A 17,488-nucleotide genomic window follows, 5' to 3' on the forward strand; every position below is an offset into this window, starting at 1 on the left:
TCAAGCTTCGTCCAAGGAGGCCGTCAGATCGGCCAGGAGGTCGGCCGTGTCCTCGATGCCGCAGGACAGCCGCAGGAAGCCGGGGGCGGTGTCGTCGCCCCACTGCGCCCGCCGGTCGGCCGTGGTGTGCACGCCACCGAACGAGGTGGCCGCGAAGACCAGCGACGCCGCGATGAGGAAGCGGGCCACGCGGTCGGCCGAGCCCAGATCGAACGAGACGACGCCGGGGATCCGGCGCATCTGCTTGGCGGCCACCTCGTAGGCCGGGTCGGACTCGAGGCCCGGCCAGCGCACGCCGGTCACATCCGGCCGGGCGAGCAGCGCCTTCGCGATCGCTTCGGCGTTCTGGGTCTGGCGGGCCAGCCGCAGGTCGAGGGTGGCGATCGACCGGTGCGCCAGCCAGCAGTCGAACGCGCCGGGCACCCCGCCGGTCTGCTTGCGCCAGGTCTCCACCTTGTCGAACAGCGCGTCGTCGGCGGTCGAGACGTAGCCGAGCAGCACATCGGAGTGGCCGGTCAGCGCCTTGGTGCCGGAGGCGACCACGATGTCGGCGCCCAGGGCGAGGGGGTTCTGCCCGAGCGGCGTCGGGGTGGTGTTGTCGACGGCGACCAGGGCGCCGGCGGCGTGCGCGGCCGCGGCGAGCTCGCGGATGTCGCACACGTCCAGGCCCGGGTTGGCCGGGGTTTCCAGCAGCACCAGCCGTACGCCGGAAAAATCGGGGTATGGCCCGGCGGTCGGCACGGTGAGCGAGGAAACGCCCAGGTCCCGAAGGGTCCCCTCGGCGAAGGCGCGAACGGTGAAGTACCCGTCGGCCGGCAGCGCCACGGTGTCACCGGGGCGCAGCACCGACAGCAGCAGCGCCGTGATCGCCGCCTGGCCGCTCGCGAAGACCAGCGTGGGCGCGCCCTCGAGCTGGCCGATCGCGTCCTCGAGCGCACGCCGGGTCGGGTGCTCGGTACGGCCGTAGCCGTTCTCTCCCGGCCCCGTCACAGGGTCGAGGTGGTAGGGCGCGGCGAAGACCGGCCCGGGCAGGAACGGCTCGCCGACCACCGGCTCGGGCAGCCCGGCGTGCACGACCCGAGTGCCATCCGAATGACCGCCTTCAGTCCGTTCAAGGGCGGTGGCGGGGCGGTTGGAAGGGATCATTCCGGCTTCATCTCCCGGCCCATCAGCAGTTTGACGGCGATCTGCGGGTCCACGCCCTCGTGGCACACGCGCTCGACCTGTTCGACGATCGGCATCTCGATGTTGTGCGCCCGGGCCAGGTCGCGGATCGAGAGGCAGCTCTTGACGCCCTCGGCGGTCTGCCGGGTGGCCGCCTGGGCCTGCTCGAGGCTCTCGCCCCGGCCCAGGTGCTCGCCGAAGGTACGGTTGCGGGCCAGCGGCGACGAGCAGGACGCGACCAGGTCGCCCAGCCCGGCGAGGCCGGCGAAGGTCAGCGGGTCGGCGCCCAGGGCCACGCCCAGCCGGGCGGTCTCGGCCAGTCCGCGCGTGATCAGCGAGGCCCGGGTGTTGTCGCCCAGGCCCATCGCCGCGGCCATGCCGTACGCCAGCGCGATCACGTTCTTGACCGCACCGCCGAGCTCGCAGCCCACGACGTCGGGGCTGGTGTAGGGCCGGAAGTACGGCAGCGCGAGCGCGTGCTGCACCCGCTTGGCGCGGTCCTCGTCGAGGCAGGCGACCACGGTGGCGGTGGGCTGCCCGGCGGCGATCTCGGGGGCCAGGTTGGGCCCGGAGACGACCACCACCCGCTCCGGCGCGACCCGCGCGGTCTCGACGATGACCTCGCTCATCCGCCTGGTCGTGCCGAGCTCGATGCCCTTCATCAGCGAGATGACCGTAGCGTCGCGGTCGAAGTGGTCGGCCCACTCGGCCAGGTTGCCGCGCAGCGTCTGCGAGGGCACGGCGATCGCGATCAGGTCGGCGCCCTCGGTCGCGGCGGCAAGGTCGGCGTTCGCCGTCACCTCCTCGGGCAGCCGCAGGCCGGGCAGCGAGCCCGCGTTGGTGTGCCGGTCGCGGATCTCCTCGACCACCGAGGCGCGGCGGCCCCAGATCGTCACGCGGGCGCCGGCCTCGGCGAGCACCTTGGCGAACGCGGTTCCCCAGGCGCCCGAGCCGATGACCGCGGCCCTGGTCATCAGGCCTCCTCGCCGGCGCTCGCGCGCTTGGCGGCCGGGCGGTCGTAGAGCCCGGCCGGCGCGGTCTCGCCGCGCACCTCGGCGACCAGCCGCTGGACGTCCAGCATGATCGCGTCGGTCATCTCCTCGAGCACCGCGCGGGTCGGGGTGGCGCCCTCCCAGCGGGAGAGGTCGACGGGCTTGCCGGTGATGACGGTCACCGGCGTACGCGCCCGGATGTGCAGCTTGCTCGTGCGCGGGTCGTAGATGGTGTGTGCGCCCCAGTTCGCCATCGGGATCACCGGCGCGCCGGTGAGCAGGGCGAGCCGGGCCGCGCCGGTCTTGCCGCGCATCGGCCACAGGTCGGGCTGGCGGGTGGTCGTGCCCTCCGGGTAGATCACCACGACACCGCCGTCGTTCAGGGCCTCCACCAGCGCGTCGAGCGACTTCACCGCCTCCACACTGCCGCGTTCCACCGGGATCTGCTTGACCTTGCGGAGGAATGGGCCCAGGACCGGCACCTTCCACAGGCTCGCCTTGCCGAGGAAGCGCGGCCAGCGACCGGTCCCGTAGATGTAGTGCGCCACCACCAGCGGATCGAAGTGCGACGCGTGGTTGGGCGCGATGATCACGCCACCGGTCCGGGGCATGTTCTCCATCCCGGTCCAGGTCCGCTTGGTCCAGACCTTGAGCACCGGAAGCACCAACACAACCGCGAAACGCTGCCAGAATCCCAGCCCGCGCTGCGCCACGGCCCCTCCTGCCCTACCCGCGGAGTGTCCCCACCGCGGCACCATGCCTCGCCAGGAATCATGCCTGCTCGTGGCCGCAGGGACCAGGCAGGGGTGCGTCGCGGGGCCGCTGGCAGACTTGGCGAGATGTTTGCGGACTGGACGGCGGTGATTCCCGTCAAGCGGCTGAGCGCGGCCAAGAGCCGGCTGCGTGGCGCCGTGCCCGCGGCCCGGCATGCCGACCTGGCGCTCGCCATGGTGCGCGACACGGTGACGGCCGTGCTGGCCGGATCGACGGTGGCCGAGCTCGTGGTGGTGACCGACGACACGGAGGCCGCGGCCGCGGTGCGCGAGCTGGGCGCTCGGGTGGTGCCCGATCCGGGCGCCGACCTGAACGCCGCCATTCGCTACGGCGCCGACGAGGTGGCCGGCGCCGATCGCTTCCGGGCGGTGCTCACCGGCGACCTGCCGGCGTTGCGCCCCGGACAGCTGGACGCGGCCCTGAGCGCGGCGACCGGGCGCAGCTTCGTGGCCGACGCGGCCGGCACCGGCACCGTCCTGCTCGCCGCGCCGCCCGGCGTGCCGCTGGACCCGCGCTTCGGCATCGGCTCGGCGGTCGCGCACGCGGCCTCCGGAGCGATCCCGCTCACCGGCGACTGGCCGGGCCTGCGGCAGGATGTCGACACGCCCGCCGACCTGGCCCTCGTGCTGGCACTCGGCGCTGGTCGGCACACCTGCGCGCTGCTGCGTGATCTGGGACTCACGGTGAGCTGCGTCCCCGCCGCCTGAACCCGGTAGCGTGCAGGGCATGCAGGGCACGATCGCGACCTTCGACCCGGAGACCCGATCCGGGACCCTCCTCCTCGACGACGGCACTGAGCTGGCCTTCGATGCTGACGCGTTCCAGCGCTCGGGACTGCGGCTGCTGCGCCTCGGGCAGCGGGTCGTGGTGGAGACCGAGGCCAAGGGCCTGGTCAGCCGAGTGGCCATTCCCGGAATCGGTTGAGTTGATCTAGGTCCTGTTCGTTTCACGTTTCACCGGAAACCGCAATGATGGAGCGATGCAGACCTCGCCCCGGATCCCCGAAGCCCGCCGGCGTGGCCCGAACGGCCGCTTCCTGCCCCGGAGCGGGGAAAGCAGTACCGACCAGCAACTGCCGGAGCGATCGACGGAGCACCTCATGACGGACATTGCCGAGACCGACGAGGCGCCGGCGCCGGACGAGGTCTTCGAGTCGGACAGCGCCCCCGAACTGCCCGAGGACCGGTTCCTCAACCGCGAGCTCTCCTGGCTCGACTTCAACGCACGGGTGCTCGCGCTCGCCGAGGACCCGAACACGCCGCTGCTCGAACGCGCCAAGTTCCTGGCCATCTTCGCCGGCAACCTCGACGAGTTCTACATGGTGCGCGTCGCCGGCCTGAAGCGTCGGCTCAGCGCCGGCCTGCCGATGCGCGGCGGCGACCGCTCCTCGCTGCGCAACCAGCTCGAGATGATCAGCGAACGCACCGCCGACCTGGTCACCCGGCACGCGGCCTGCTTCGCCGACGAGGTCCGTCCCAAGTTGTCGGCCGAGAGCATCGAGCTGGTCAGCTGGGGCGAGCTGGGCCCGGCCGAGCGCGAGCGCATGCGCACGTACTTCCGGGAGCAGGTCTTCCCGGTGCTGACCCCGCTCGCGGTCGACCCGGCGCACCCGTTCCCGTACATCTCGAGCCGGTCGCTCAACCTCGCCGTGGTGCTGCGCGACCCCGACGACGGCAACTCCGAGCTGTTCGCCCGCATAAAGGTGCCGAACAACGTGCCGCGCTTCGTCACGGTGCAGAACGACAACCGCGCCGTACGCTTCCTGCCGGTCGAGGAGCTCATCGCGGTCCACCTCGACCAGCTCTTCTCGGGCATGCAGATCCAGGAATGGCACCTGTTCCGGGTGACCCGCAACGCCGAGCTCGAGGTCGACGAGGACCGCGACGAAGACCTGCTCCAGGCCCTCGAGCGCGAACTGGCCCAGCGCCGCTTCGGTCCGCCGGTACGCCTCGAGGTCGCCGCCTCGATCAGCGACCACGTGCTCGACACGCTGGTCCGCGAGCTCGAGATCGCCAGCTCGGACGTGCTGCGGGTGCCGGGCCTGCTCGACCTGTCCGCGCTGTGGCAGGTGTTCGGCGAGACCGACCGCGACGACCTCAAGGACCGGCCGTTCGTCCCGGCCACCCACCCGCACCTGGCCGACGGCGAGGTCCCCCGCAGCGTGTTCAACCGGCTGCGGGAGAGCGACATCCTGGTCCACCACCCGTACCACTCGTTCTCCACGAGCGTGCAGCGCTTCATCGAGCAGGCCGCCGCCGACCCCAACGTGCTGGCCATCAAGCAGACGCTGTACCGGACCTCGGGCGACTCGCCGATCGTCGACGCGCTGGTCGACGCGGCCGCGGCCGGCAAGCAGGTCGTGGTGCTGGTCGAAGTGAAGGCGCGCTTCGACGAGGTGGCCAACATCGCCTGGGCGCGCACGCTGGAACGGGCCGGCTGCCACGTGGTGTACGGCCTGGTCGGTCTCAAGACGCACTGCAAGACCGCGCTGGTGGTGCGCCAGGAAGGCAACCAGATCCGCCGCTACTGCCACATCGGCACCGGCAACTACCACCCCAAGACCGCCCGGCTGTACGAGGACTTCGGCATGCTCACCGCCGATCCCGAGGTGGGCGCCGACGTCACCGACCTGTTCAACGTGCTGACCGGGTACAGCCGGCAACGCTCGTACCGCCGGCTGCTGGTGGCGCCGCACGGCGTCCGCTCCGGGCTGATCGAGCGGATCGAGCAGCAGGCCGCGATCGCCCGCGAGGGTGGCGAGGCGCTCGTGCAGTTCAAGGTGAACTCACTCGTCGACGAGGAGACGATCGACGCGCTCTACCGCGCCTCGCAGGACGGCGTGCAGGCCGATCTGATCATCCGCGGCATGTGCGCGCTGCGCCCCGGTGTGCCGGGCCTCTCCGACAACATCCGGGTCCGCTCGATCGTCGGCCGCTTCCTCGAGCACTCCCGCGTGTTCCGGTTCGGCCCCGGCGACGACGCCGAGTACTGGATCGGCTCGGCCGACCTCATGCACCGCAACCTCGACCGCCGGGTCGAGGCGCTGGTGCGGGTGACGCTGCCGTCGGCCCAGCGCGACCTGCGCAGCGTGCTCGAGATGGCGATGAGCGACGAGAGCGAGGGCTGGGACCTGCACGGCGACGGCACCTGGCACCGGCGCCAGTACGGCCCGTCGGACCGGCACGTCCACCTGCAGGAGGCGCTGCTGCGCCGGGTCATCGGCAAGGCGGTCTGATGCCGGAGACGGTACGCGCCGCGGGCGGGGTGCTCTACCGGCCCGCCCTCACCGGCATCGAGTTCTGTCTGGTGCACCGCCCCCGCTACGACGACTGGGCGCTGCCCAAGGGCAAGCTGAACGGCGACGAGCACCCGCTGGCCGGCGCGGTCCGCGAGGTGGCCGAAGAGACCGGCTGCGTCGGCGTCCCGCGGCTCCGGCTGCCCACGCTCGCCTACGACCTGCCCGACGGCACCCTCAAGACGGTCGACTACTGGCTGATGCGCCTGGCCGACGAGGGCCCGGTGCAGGACACGTCCGAGGTCGACGAGATCGCGTGGCTCTCGCCCGACGAGGCGACGGCCCGGCTCAGCTACGACGACGAGCGGGGCGTGCTCGCCGTGGCCGCCGCGCTGCCGCCGATCACGTCGGTGGTGGCGCTGGTGCGGCATGCGCACGCCGGCGAGCGCAAGGAGTGGAAGGGCAACGACGCGCTGCGCCCGATCGACGAGCGGGGCCGCGCGCAGGCCGACCGGATCAGCGCGGCGCTGGCGCTGCTGCGTCCCGATCGGCTCATCTCGGCGACGCCGCTGCGGTGCAAGCAGACACTCGAGCCGCTGGCGGCGCTGCTCGGCGGCGCTCCGATCGTGCAGGACGGCGCGTTCGCCGAGCCGATGGTCGCCGACGAGGCGCCGGCCAAGGCGAAACTGGGCGCACAGCGGCTGCTCGACCTGCGCGGCGGCGGCGTGCCGGTGATCTGCAGCCAGGGCAAGGTCATGCCGACGATGCTGGCCACCCTGCGCGACGAGTCCGATCCGGCGCCCTACCGGACGCCCAAGGGCGACGGCTGGCTGCTCACCTGGTCCGGGGATCAACTGCTGGACGCATCGCGGCTCTAGTTCTCGACCGGCCGGGCACGGGGTCGGCCCGCCACAGGCCGAGCCGGTCGCCGGTCAGCCATCGCGCCCGCCACAGCTCCTCGTCGCGCGGCTCCCAGTCCCGGTAGGGCAGCAACGCCACCCGCCAGCACAGCACGCACGTGAGATACCAGCCGTAGAGCGGGATCGCGCCGAGCCAGCCGTCCCGCGGGCGGTAGGAGCCCCACGGCGCCAGCAGGCGCACCGCCAGGCCCGACCACGCGCACGTAATCAGCCAGTCGAGCAACCCGTTGCCGGTCCACGACTCGACCAGGTCGCCGAGCGTCCACCCGGGCACCACCGCGACCGCGAAGAGCCCGGCGGCGACCAGCGACCGGACGACCAGCCCCCGCGGTGTCGCTTCTCGCTGCATGCCCGGACGGTAGGCACAGCCGCCTCATCCGCGCCCGGAGACGCGTTGGGCGTCCACCTAAGGGTGGACCGCCCAACGCGTCGCCTACGCGGCGATAGCGGGTTCTCAGCGGGTCTTACGAGCCGCCGAGGTGTTGGCCCGGGCACGGGCCGGGGTGGCCGCCGCGGCGGCCGTCGTGGTCTTGCGGGCGGTGGTCTTCTTGGCCGCCGCCGTCTTGGTGGCGGTCGCCGCCTTCTTCGCCGGCGCCGCCTTGGTGGCCGTGGTCTTCTTCGCCGCGGCCGTCTTGGTGGCCGCCGCCGTCTTGGCGGGCGCGGCCTTGGTGGCGGTCGTGGCCTTGGTGGCGGTCGTCTTCTTGGCCGCCGCCGTCTTGGTGGCCGCCGTCGTCTTGGCCGGGGCGGCCTTGGTGGCGGTCGTCTTCTTCGCCGCGGCCGTCTTGGTGGCGGTGGCGGTCGTCTTCTTGGCCGGCGCCGCCTTGGTGGCGGTCGTCTTCTTGGCGGCCGTGGCCGTCTTGGCCGCGGTGGCCGTCTTGGCCGGAGCAGCCTTGGTGGCGGTCGTCTTCTTGGCCGCCGCCGTCTTGGTGGCCGCCGTCGTCTTCGCAGCCGCGGTGGTGGTCGCCGCCTTCTTGGCGGGGGCCGCCTTGGCGACCTTTCCGGCCGCGACCATGTCCTTGAAGGCCGTGCCGGGCCGGAATGCGGGCACCGACGTTTTCTTCACTTTCACCGTCTCGCCGGTCCTCGGATTGCGCGCGGTACGCGCATTGCGCACCCGCTTCTCGAAGGAGCCGAAGCCGGTGATGGCCACCTTGTCGCCCTTGGTGACAGCGTTCTGCACCTCGCTGATGACCGCATCCAGCGCCGCCGTCGCTGTCTTCCGGTCTCCCAATCGGGCGGCGAGCGCCTCGATGAGCTCGGCCTTGTTCACGGTTTTCCTCCCGAACGTGAGATTGGCCCAATGCGAGCCATTCTGCGCGCACCGTATGCCCTCTGACCAGCAGACACAAACATTAGGGCAAAAAAATCCCTTGTGTTGCAACGAATTCGCCCCCGCCAGTGATCCGGCGGGGGCGAAAATCCGTGTTCTGACAGGCGTTTTCGAGCCTCAGGCGACGACCGGCTTGAAGGCGAGACGATTGTTCTCGTACGTGGTGATGTCGCTCTCATGGCGCAACGTCAGTCCGATGTCGTCGAGGCCTTCCATGAGCCGCCACCGGCTGAAATCGTCGATCGGGAACTGCCAGGAGGCGTCGTCCACGCGCACCTGACGGCCCTCGAGGTCCACGATGATCTGCTTTTCCGGCTCGCTCTCGGCCATGTCCCAGATCGCCTCGACCGCCTTCTGGTCGAGTTGGACGGGCAGCAGACCCTCCTTGAGCGCATTGCCACGGAAGATGTCGCCGAACCGGGCCGCGATGACCACCTTGAAGCCCCAGTCGCGCAGCGCCCAGACCGCGTGCTGCCGGGACGATCCGGTGCCGAAGTTGGGGCCGGCGACCAGGATCGTGGCCCCGGCGTGGGCCGGGTTGTTGAGCACGAACGACGGATCGTCGCGCCAGGCGCTGAACAGACCGTCCTCGAAACCGGTGCGGGTGACCCGCTTCAGATACACGGCCGGGATGATCTGGTCGGTGTCCACATCGGAGCGGCGCAGGGGCATGACCTTGCCGCTGTGGGTGACGAACTTGTCCATCTGGTCTCTCCCGTTACAGGTCGGCCGGGGCAGCGAGTCGGCCGACCACGGCGGTGGCGGCGGCGACCTGCGGCGAGACCAGGTGGGTGCGCCCGCCCTTGCCCTGCCGGCCCTCGAAGTTGCGGTTGGACGTGGAGGCGGCCCGCTGGCCGGGGCTGAGCGTGTCGGGGTTCATGCCCAGACACATGGAACAGCCCGCGAAGCGCCACTCGGCGCCCGCCTCGGTGAAGACCTTGTCGAGGCCCTCGGCCTCGGCGGCCTCGCGCACCTGGTACGACCCGGGGACGATCATCATGCGGACGTCGTCGTGCACCTTGTGGCCGCGCAGCACGTCGGCGGCGGCGCGCAGGTCTTCCAGCCGGCCGTTGGTGCAGGAGCCCACGAAGACCACGTCGACCGGGACGTCGCGGAACGGCGTGCCCGGGGTGAGGTCCATGTACGCCAGGGCGCGGCGGGCGGCGTTGCGGTCGGTCTCCTCGATGAACTCCTCGGGGTCGGGCACCGCGCTGTCCAGCGGCGCGCCCTGGCCCGGGTTGGTGCCCCAGGTGATGAACGGGCTGACGGCCGAGGCGTCCAGGACGATCTCGGTGTCGTACTCGGCGCCCTCGTCGGTCACGAGCGTCTTCCAGTACGCGACCGCGGCGTCCCACTGCTCGCCCTTGGGCGCGTGCTCGCGGCCCTCGAGGTAGGCGAACGTGGTCTGGTCCGGCGCGATCATGCCGGCCTTGGCGCCCCACTCGATGCTCATGTTGCAGATGGTCATCCGGCCCTCCATGGAGAGCTTGCGGATGGCTTCGCCGCGGTACTCCACGATGTGGCCGTTGCCGCCGCCGGTGCCGGTCTGCGTGATGAGCGCGAGGATCAGATCTTTCGCGCTCACGCCGGGCCGCAGCTCGCCGACCACCGTGACGGCCATCGTCTTGGGCTTGCTCTGCGGCAGCGTCTGGGTGGCAAGCACATGCTCGACCTCACTGGTGCCGATGCCGAAGGCCAGCGCGCCGAACGCGCCGTGGGTCGCGGTGTGCGAGTCGCCGCAGACGATGGTCAGACCGGGCTGGGTGAGGCCGAGCTGCGGGCCGATCACGTGCACGATGCCCTGCTGCACGTCGCCGAGCGGGCGGATCTGCACACCGAACTCGGCGCAGTTCTTGCGGAGCGTCTCGATCTGCGTGCGCGACACCGTGTCGGCGATCGTGAGGAGCTCGCCGCGGCGGGTGTTGAAGGCCGGATCGGCGTACCCGGTCGGGGTGTTGTGATCCTCAGTCGCGAGCGTCAGGTCGACCCGGCGCACCGGGCGGCCGGCCAGGCGCAGGCCGTCGAAGGCCTGCGGGCTGGTCACCTCGTGCAACAGGTGCAGGTCGATGTAGAGAAGATCGGGCTCGCCGTCGGCGGCGCGCACGACATGGTCGTCCCAGACCTTCTCCGCCAAGGTCCGCGGCTTCGGAGTGACTCCCACCATCTGGACATCCTAAATTCTGGGAGGTATGTTTCGGCTTGTGGGACACAGTATGAGCGGTGTCGGCGTTCTCGACAAGGCGGTCGTCATCCTCGCGGCCTGTGTCGACGGCGCCAGCCTGGCCGAATTGGTCGACCGTACGAAGCTGCCGCGAGCGACAGCACATCGCCTGGCCCAGGCCTTGGAGATCCACCGGATGCTGGTCCGGGACACCCAGGGACGCTGGCGTCCGGGGCCCCGACTGGGCGAGCTCGCGAACGCCGCACCGGACGTTCTGCTGACCGCGGCCGAGCCCCTGCTTTCCGTATTGCGGGACGCGACCGGGGAAAGTGGGCAGCTCTACTTGCGCCGTGCCGATGAGCGTATATGCGTCGCCGCGGCCGAGCGCGCGAGCGGCCTGCGCGACACCGTCCCGGTCGGCTCGGTGCTGCCGATGACGGCCGGCTCGGCCGCGCAGATCCTGCTCGCCTGGGAGCCGCCCGAGGCCGTGATGCCGCTGCTGCCCCGCTGCAAGTTCACCGGCCGCACGCTGGCCGAGGTGCGCCGCCGCGGCTGGGCCCAGAGCGTCGCCGAGCGCGAGCCCGGTGTGGCGAGTGTCTCGGCGCCGATCCGCGACCGCACCGGCCGGGTGATCGCGGCCATCTCGATAAGCGGACCGATCGAGCGGCTCGGCCGCCGCCCCGGCGAGCGCCACGCGATGGCCGTTGTGCGCGCGGGTCAACGACTCTCCGGCCTGTAGAGCCTGTAAAGCCCGGCGCACGCTGGGTAGGGTTCGCGCATGCGGCTCTTCGGGCGGGAGGCGGAGTGCGCCACGCTCGACGCGGTTCTGACCGGAGCGCGAGGTGGGCGCAGCGCGAGCTTGGTGCTGCGCGGCGAGGCCGGCGTCGGCAAGACCGCACTTCTGCGGTACGCCGAGAGCCGGGCGCCCGAGACTCTGTGGATCAGCGGCGTCGAGCCCGAGGCCGGATTTCCCTATGCCGCGCTGCACCGGCTGCTGATCCCGCTTCTCCCCGGCCGTGAACGCCTGCCCGCCAGCCAGCGCGCGGCCCTGGAGGTGGCCTGCGGCCTTGCCGACGGCCCGCCGCCCGACCTGTTCCTGGTGAGCCTCGCCACGCTCACCCTGCTGGCCTCGGAAAACCAAGCGCCGGAGGCGGCACAGCTCTGCATCGTGGACGACGCCCAATGGCTCGACCGGGAGTCGTTGCGGGCGCTCGCCTTCGTGGGCCGCCGCCTGCATGCCGAGGGTGTCGTGCTGCTGTTCGGGCTGCGCGCCGACGGCGACGACCTGGGCCTGCTCGCCGGCGTCGAAACGCGCGAGATCGCCGGCCTGTCGCCGGAAGCCGCGGTGGCGCTGCTGACCGATGTCGTGGACACCCCCGTCGACCCCGCGCTCGCCGAGCACATCGCCCGCACCACCGGCGGTAACCCGCTGGCCCTCACCGACCTGGGCCGTGAGCTCACCACCGAGCAGCTCAGCGGCAGCGTTCCGCTGCCCGAGCCGACGCCGATCGGCAGCCGCCTGGAGGCGCACTACTCGGCCCGTACCCGGGCCTATCCCCCGGCCACCCGCACCTGGCTGCTGCTCGCCGCCGCGAACGCGGGCGGCAGCTCCGCCCAACTGATCGCGGCCGGCCGGCTGCTGGGCGCAGCCCCGGCGGATGCGGCGCCGGCCGAGACCGACCGGCTGATCACCGGCTCCCCGCCCATGGCGTTCCGGCATCCGCTGGTGCGTTCGGCCGTCTACGGCGGAGAGACGCCCGTCCGGCGCCGGGACGCACACCGGGCAATCGCCGCGACGATCACCGACAGCGCCGACGCGGATCGCCGCGCGTGGCACCTCGCCGCGGCCGCGGACGGGCCGGACGAGACCGTCGCCGCCGAACTCGAGCGCCGGGCGGGCCGGGCCGCGGCTCGCGGCGGGCACACGGCTCGGGCCACCTTCCTGAGCAGGGCCGCCGAGCTCACGCCCGACCCCCCGACGCGGGCTCTGCGACACGTTCAGGCAGCCGAGGCAGCCCTCGCGGCCGGCGCGTTCGCGCGGTCGCTGACGCTGCTCGACCTCGTCGACGAGTCGGCCCTGCCGGGGCCGGCGCGCGGCTCGGCGCTGCTCACCCGGGCGACCGCCGAGGTCAACGCGGGCGTGCCGACCGGGCAGCGGCTCGGCGTGGCCCGGGCGCTGGCCGCGGCCGAAGCGTTCGGCGACGACCGGGAGCGGGCCGGTCGCGCGCTCGTGCAGGCGGTCGAGCAGGTGATCGGCGCCGAGTTCGTGTCCACCGTGCCCGAGCACGAGATCGCCGCCGCCGCGGGAAGGCTGGCCGGCGCCGACCCGGCCGGCGTCGACGAACTGATCCTCGCCGGGTACACGGCCTTCACGCTCGGCGGCTACGAAACCGGGGTGCCGGCGATGCGCCGGGCGGTCACCGCGTTCGTCGACCCGTCCACTCCCGACGAGGTTCTGCTGTCCCGGCTCACGGTGGGCATCAACTTCGGCAACCTGATCTGGGAGGACGACCTCAAGAAGGCCATCCTCGACCGCGCCGAGACGGCCGCCCGCCGCACCGGCGCGCTCTACGCGCTCGACCAGGTCCACTACCTCGGGGCGATGACCGAGTCGTTTCTCGGGCGGCTGGACGAGGCGGACCGGCACGACGCGGCCGGCCAGCGGCTGCGCCGGGCGCTCGGCATGACCGCCGACCAGGAGCTGGTCTGGCGCCACCCCGAACTGGTCACGTGGCGGGACGAGCGGAACGTCAAGGAGTCGGTGGGCGCGGCGCTCGGCGTGTTCGAGACGCTCAACCTCGGCGCGCTGCATTCGGTGACCCGCTTCGCCCTGGCGATCCGCGACAACGCCGAAGGCCAGTACGCCTCCGCCCGGGACACGCTGCTCGGCCTGATGAAGCTCGGCCGGCCGCACCGGTACGCCTGGGCGCTGCCCGACCTGGTCGAGGCCGCCTTGCGCGCCGGCGACCGGCGTACCGCCAAGCTGGCCTTCGCCGACCTCGCCCGGTCCGCGGGCGCCTGCGGCACGCCCCGGGCGCTGGGCCTGATCGAGCGCTCGCGGGCGCTGCTGGCGCCGCTCGACGAGGCCGAGCCGCACTACCGGGCCGCGATCGAGCTTCTCTCCGGGACGCTCGGGCACGGCGACCTGGCCCGGGCGCGGCTGCTCTACGGCGAGTGGCTGCGCCGGCAGCGCCGTCGCCGGGACGCCCGCGAGCAGTTGGGCGCCGCGCTGGAGATGTTCGAACAGGTGCGGGCCGAGGCGTTCGCCGAACGGACCCGCAAGGAGATGCGCGCGCTCGGCGGGACCGTGCCCACACCCGTACGGAACGATGACGAAACGGCCCTGACCCCCCAGGAGGCCGCCGTCGCGCGCCTGGCGCGCGACGGCGGAACGAACGCCGAGATCGCGGCCAACCTGTTCCTCAGCGCCAGCACGGTCGATTACCACCTGCGCAAGGTGTACCGGAAGCTCGGCGTGCGATCGCGGCGGCAGCTACGCGAGAGTTTGCACGACTGACTACGCGCCGCACGGGATTCGCAGGTGGACACGCTCCCACCACGATCACGAGATGGGTTATGTGACGACCGCCGACAAGGCGGAGATCTATTACAAGGACTGGGGTTCGGGACGGCCGGTGGTGCTCTCGCACGGCTGGCCGCTCAACTCGGACAGCTGGGAGGCGCAGCAGCTGTTCCTGGCCGAGAACGGCTACCGCGCGATCGCGCACGACCGGCGGGGGCACGGCCGGTCGACGCAGACGTGGCATGGCAACGAGATGGACACGTACGCCGATGACCTGGCCGCCGTGATCGACGCGCTCGACCTGCGCGACATCACGCTGGTCGGCTTCTCCACCGGCGGTGGCGAGGTGGCCCGCTACGTCGGCCGGCACGGCACCTCGCGGGTGGCGCAGGTGGTGCTGGTCTCGGCGGTGCCACCGTTCATGCTGCTCACCCCGGACAACCCGGGCGGGCTGCCGATCGACATCTTCGACGGGATCCGGGCCGGCTCGCTCGCCGACCGTTCTCAGCAGTACCAGGACCTGGCCGACGGTCCGTTCTTCGGCAACAACCGGCCCGGCGCGGACGTGTCGCAGGGCATCCGGGACGCGTTCTGGCGGCAGGGACTCCAGGCGGGGCACCGCAACGCGTACGAAAGCATCGCGGCCTTCTCCGGCACCGACTTCCGCGCCGACCTCGACGCGATCGACGTGCCGGCGCTGGTGATCCACGGCGACGACGACCAGGTCGTGCCGTTCGCGGTCGGCGGACAGGCCTCGGCCGCCCGGATCAAGAACGCTCGTCTCGCGGTGTATCCCGGCGCGCCGCACGGCATCACCGACACCCACAAAGAACAGCTCAGCCTCGATTTGCTGAACTTCCTGAAGGAGCACGACGCATGAAGCCGATCGTTCTTGTCCACGGATTCTGGGTGACCCCGCGCAGCTGGGAGAACTGGAAAACGCACTTCGAGGCCAAGGGCCACCAGGTGATCGCGCCGGCCTACCCGGGCTTCGAGGTCGAGGTGGAGTCGCTCAACGCCGACCCGACCCCGGTCCTGAACGTCACCGTCCCGCAGATCATCGCCCACTTCGAGGAGGCGATCCGCGCCCTGCCCGAGCCGCCGATCATCATCGGGCACTCGGCCGGCGGAGCGTTCACCCAGATCCTGCTCGACCACGGCTTCGGCGTGGCCGGCGTGGCCCTGAACTCGGCGCCCACCGAGGGCGTCCGGGTCGTCCCGCTGTCCCAGCTGAAGTCGACCTTCCCGGTCCTCAAGAGCCCGGCCAACCGCCACAAGGCGATCCCGCTCACCTTCGAGGAGTGGAAGTACGCCTTCACCAACACGTTCGACGACGACGAGGCGCGGGCGCTCTACGAGCGGTACGCGATCCCGGCCAGCGGCGGGATCCTGTGGGGCGGCGTGCTCGCCAACTTCCAGCCCGGCCACCAGGACACGTGGGTCGACTACCACAACGACAACCGGGCGCCTCTGCTGTTCGTCTCCGGCTCGGAGGACCACATCATGCCGCCGGCGATCCAGGAGTCGAACTGCAAGCACTACAAGTCCAACACGATCACCGAGCGGCGTGAGTACGAGGGCTACGCCCACCTGCTGCCCGCCCAGAAGGGCTGGGAGCAGATCGCCGACGAGGTGCTCGACTGGGCGCTGACCCACGCGAAATGAACATCACCCATATCGGCGGTCCGACGACGCTGCTGGAGATCGGCGGGGTGCGGCTGCTGGTGGATCCGACGTTCGACGCCCCCGGCCGGCGGTACTCGTTCGGCTGGGGCACGTCGTCGCGGAAGACCACCGGGCCGGCGCTGCCCGCCTCGTCGCTGGGCGAGCTCGACGGCGTGCTGCTCACCCACGACCAGCACGCCGACAACCTGGACGACTCCGGCCGGGCGCTGCTGTCGTCCGTGCCGACGGTGATCACCACGCCGGTGGGGGCGCGACGCTCGGCGGCAACGCGATCGGCCTGGCGCCCTGGGAGACCACGAAGATCGGCGATCTCCAGGTCACCGCCACGCCGTCCCGGCACGGGCCGGCCTGGGCGGTGCCGATCGTGGGGCCCACAACGGGATTCGCGCTCGGCGCCGCGGAGGTCGTCTGGATCTCCGGGGACACCGTGGTCTTCCCCGGGGTCCTCGAGGTGGCCGACCGGTTGACCGTGGACACCGCGATCCTGCACCTGGGCAAGGTGCAGTTCGGCCTCACCGGCCCGGCCCGGTTCACCATGACCGGCCGGGACGCGGTGCGGCTCTGCTCGCACGTGAAGCCGCGGCGGATCGTGCCGGTGCACTACGAGGGCTGGTCACACTTCCACGAGGGGCGCGCCGAGATCGCCGCGGCGTTCCCGCCGGACGCGCTGACCTGGCTCGTGCCCGGGGTAGCGACCGAGCTGCCCTGAGGCTTCTCAGGGCGTCCAGACGGCGTTGTCGTGGGCAAAGACGATCTGCTTCGGGTCGAAGGCCAGAATCCGGTGCAGCCAGACCGGGTAGTGGCCGACGCCCGAGTGCTGGGCGAGCACGTCGCCGGTGAACAGCGACGCGTTGTCGTGGCTCTGCCCGGCCACGACGATCGTCCCGTCGCCGCGGGTCACCACCACCGACTGGTGACCCGCGGTGTGGCCGGGCGTCGGCAGGATCACCACCCCGGGAAGAATCTCGGCCTCGCCGTCCAGCTCTTCGTAGCGAGCACCCGGGTGGTCGATCAGCTCGGGAAGAGTGTGGTCGGTGGTGCGGGCCAGCTCCAGCTCGGCGCGCTGAGTGAACACGGGCCGGCCGGCCAGTTCCGGATTGCCGCCGCAGTGGTCGAAGTGGAGATGGCAGTTCACCACGTAGTCGATGTCGTCAAGCTTGACCCCGACACCCCCGAGGGCCACGACCAGCGGAATCCGCCGCGGCCGATAGTGCGCGTCAACCTCGGGATGCCGCCCCATGCCGGTGTCGACCAGCACGCGCCCACCGTGCGGATGATCGATCAGATACCCGAGCGTCGGCTCAACCCGGCACTGCCCCGTGCCGGTCTCTTCAGCGGGCCGGACGAAGTACCCGAGAGCGACCCGACGGACCACGATGTCAGCCATCGGTCGATTATGCCGTCCCCCCACCCCACCCCAGACTCCAAACCCGCTGGGCCCTCCCCGACCGCAAGCACCGCGCACCACGAGATCGGGCGGCACGTCCCTGGCGCAAACACCACACCGTTGGGGGGCCGCCGGCGCGCCCCTGTCGCAAGCACCGCACCACGAAAGCGGCGGCGCGCCCCTGGCCCAAGCACCACACCGTGGGGGCCGGCGACGCGCCCCCTGGCCCAAGCACCACACCGTGGGGGCCGGCGACGCGCCCCCTGGCCCAAGCACCACACCGTGGGGGCCGGCGACGCGCCCCCTGGCCCAAGCA

17 protein-coding genes are annotated in these 17,488 nt (G+C 71.8%); 9 read left to right on the top strand and 8 right to left on the bottom strand.

Annotated features, from left to right (window positions below; genetic code table 11):
• Genes ACIA5D_RS02120 through ACIA5D_RS02130 form a run of 3 tightly spaced genes read right to left on the bottom strand, consistent with a single transcriptional unit; the run spans position 1 to position 2,869 of the window.
• Positions 1-1,146, bottom strand: a complete 1,146-nt coding sequence (locus ACIA5D_RS02120; RefSeq protein WP_396027965.1) for a cystathionine gamma-lyase — start codon at positions 1,144-1,146, stop codon at positions 1-3.
• The gene (locus ACIA5D_RS02125) at positions 1,143-2,138 is read right to left on the bottom strand and encodes an NAD(P)H-dependent glycerol-3-phosphate dehydrogenase (RefSeq protein ID WP_396027966.1); all 996 of its coding nucleotides are present in this window, start codon (positions 2,136-2,138) and stop codon (positions 1,143-1,145) included. The genes ACIA5D_RS02120 and ACIA5D_RS02125 overlap by 4 nt, the downstream gene beginning before the upstream one ends.
• Positions 2,138-2,869 (bottom strand): lysophospholipid acyltransferase family protein, encoded by a 732-nt coding sequence (locus ACIA5D_RS02130; RefSeq protein ID WP_396027967.1) that lies wholly within the window; start codon positions 2,867-2,869, stop codon positions 2,138-2,140. The genes ACIA5D_RS02125 and ACIA5D_RS02130 overlap by 1 nt, the downstream gene beginning before the upstream one ends.
• A 126-nt stretch (positions 2,870-2,995) precedes the next feature.
• Here ACIA5D_RS02130 and cofC point away from each other — a divergent pair, with 126 nt between their 5' ends.
• Genes cofC through ACIA5D_RS02150 form a run of 4 tightly spaced genes read left to right on the top strand, consistent with a single transcriptional unit; the run spans position 2,996 to position 7,043 of the window.
• Positions 2,996-3,637 carry a 2-phospho-L-lactate guanylyltransferase gene (gene cofC / locus ACIA5D_RS02135; protein ID WP_396027968.1) on the top strand — a complete coding sequence of 214 codons (642 nt, stop codon included), beginning with the start codon at positions 2,996-2,998 and terminating at the stop codon, positions 3,635-3,637.
• 19 nt (positions 3,638-3,656) lie between these two features.
• Positions 3,657-3,854 carry a cold-shock protein gene (locus ACIA5D_RS02140; RefSeq protein WP_396027969.1) on the top strand — a complete coding sequence of 66 codons (198 nt, stop codon included), beginning with the start codon at positions 3,657-3,659 and terminating at the stop codon, positions 3,852-3,854.
• 55 nt (positions 3,855-3,909) lie between these two features.
• On the top strand, positions 3,910-6,165 hold the full coding sequence (locus ACIA5D_RS02145; protein ID WP_396027970.1) for an RNA degradosome polyphosphate kinase: 2,256 nt from the start codon (positions 3,910-3,912) through the stop codon (positions 6,163-6,165).
• Positions 6,165-7,043, top strand: a complete 879-nt coding sequence (locus ACIA5D_RS02150; RefSeq protein ID WP_396027971.1) for an NUDIX domain-containing protein — start codon at positions 6,165-6,167, stop codon at positions 7,041-7,043. The genes ACIA5D_RS02145 and ACIA5D_RS02150 overlap by 1 nt, the downstream gene beginning before the upstream one ends.
• Here ACIA5D_RS02150 and ACIA5D_RS02155 read toward each other — a convergent pair.
• The 4 genes from ACIA5D_RS02155 to leuC all read right to left on the bottom strand — a co-directional run bounded on the left by ACIA5D_RS02155 (position 7,000) and on the right by leuC (position 10,579).
• Positions 7,000-7,434, bottom strand: a complete 435-nt coding sequence (locus tag ACIA5D_RS02155) for a hypothetical protein (protein WP_396027972.1) — start codon at positions 7,432-7,434, stop codon at positions 7,000-7,002. The two genes, ACIA5D_RS02150 and ACIA5D_RS02155, sit on opposite strands and share 44 nt — an antisense overlap.
• Before the next feature lie 105 nt (positions 7,435-7,539).
• Positions 7,540-8,355, bottom strand: coding sequence for an HU family DNA-binding protein (locus ACIA5D_RS02160; protein ID WP_396027973.1), 816 nt, complete (start codon positions 8,353-8,355; stop codon positions 7,540-7,542).
• 177 nt (positions 8,356-8,532) lie between these two features.
• On the bottom strand, positions 8,533-9,120 hold the full coding sequence (gene leuD / locus ACIA5D_RS02165; protein ID WP_396027974.1) for a 3-isopropylmalate dehydratase small subunit: 588 nt from the start codon (positions 9,118-9,120) through the stop codon (positions 8,533-8,535).
• A gap of 13 nt (positions 9,121-9,133) precedes the next feature.
• Positions 9,134-10,579, bottom strand: coding sequence for a 3-isopropylmalate dehydratase large subunit (gene leuC / locus ACIA5D_RS02170; protein WP_396027975.1), 1,446 nt, complete (start codon positions 10,577-10,579; stop codon positions 9,134-9,136).
• A 49-nt stretch (positions 10,580-10,628) separates the two neighbouring features.
• On the opposite strand from leuC, the gene ACIA5D_RS02175 reads away from it, so the two are divergent.
• The 5 genes from ACIA5D_RS02175 (at position 10,629) to ACIA5D_RS02195 (ending at position 16,494) form a co-directional block, all read left to right on the top strand.
• Positions 10,629-11,315 carry an IclR family transcriptional regulator gene (locus ACIA5D_RS02175; RefSeq protein ID WP_396027976.1) on the top strand — a complete coding sequence of 229 codons (687 nt, stop codon included), beginning with the start codon at positions 10,629-10,631 and terminating at the stop codon, positions 11,313-11,315.
• Positions 11,316-11,354: 39 nt separating this feature from the next.
• Entirely contained in the window at positions 11,355-14,093 is a 2,739-nt protein-coding gene (locus tag ACIA5D_RS02180) for an AAA family ATPase (RefSeq protein WP_396027977.1), read from the top strand.
• Positions 14,017-14,979 carry an alpha/beta fold hydrolase gene (locus tag ACIA5D_RS02185; protein ID WP_396028575.1) on the top strand — a complete coding sequence of 321 codons (963 nt, stop codon included), beginning with the start codon at positions 14,017-14,019 and terminating at the stop codon, positions 14,977-14,979. Before ACIA5D_RS02180 ends, ACIA5D_RS02185 begins: the two co-directional genes overlap by 77 nt.
• Entirely contained in the window at positions 14,976-15,764 is a 789-nt protein-coding gene (locus ACIA5D_RS02190; protein WP_396027978.1) for an alpha/beta hydrolase, read from the top strand. Before ACIA5D_RS02185 ends, ACIA5D_RS02190 begins: the two co-directional genes overlap by 4 nt.
• A gap of 298 nt (positions 15,765-16,062) precedes the next feature.
• On the top strand, positions 16,063-16,494 hold the full coding sequence (locus tag ACIA5D_RS02195) for an MBL fold metallo-hydrolase (RefSeq protein WP_396028576.1): 432 nt from the start codon (positions 16,063-16,065) through the stop codon (positions 16,492-16,494).
• Between the two features lie 6 nt (positions 16,495-16,500).
• Here ACIA5D_RS02195 and ACIA5D_RS02200 read toward each other — a convergent pair whose 3' ends face one another.
• On the bottom strand, positions 16,501-17,172 hold the full coding sequence (locus ACIA5D_RS02200; protein ID WP_396027979.1) for an N-acyl homoserine lactonase family protein: 672 nt from the start codon (positions 17,170-17,172) through the stop codon (positions 16,501-16,503).
• Positions 17,173-17,488 lie beyond the last annotated feature (316 nt).

Source organism: Actinoplanes sp. NPDC051513, assembly GCF_044454685.1.
GTDB lineage: Bacteria > Actinomycetota > Actinomycetes > Mycobacteriales > Micromonosporaceae > Actinoplanes.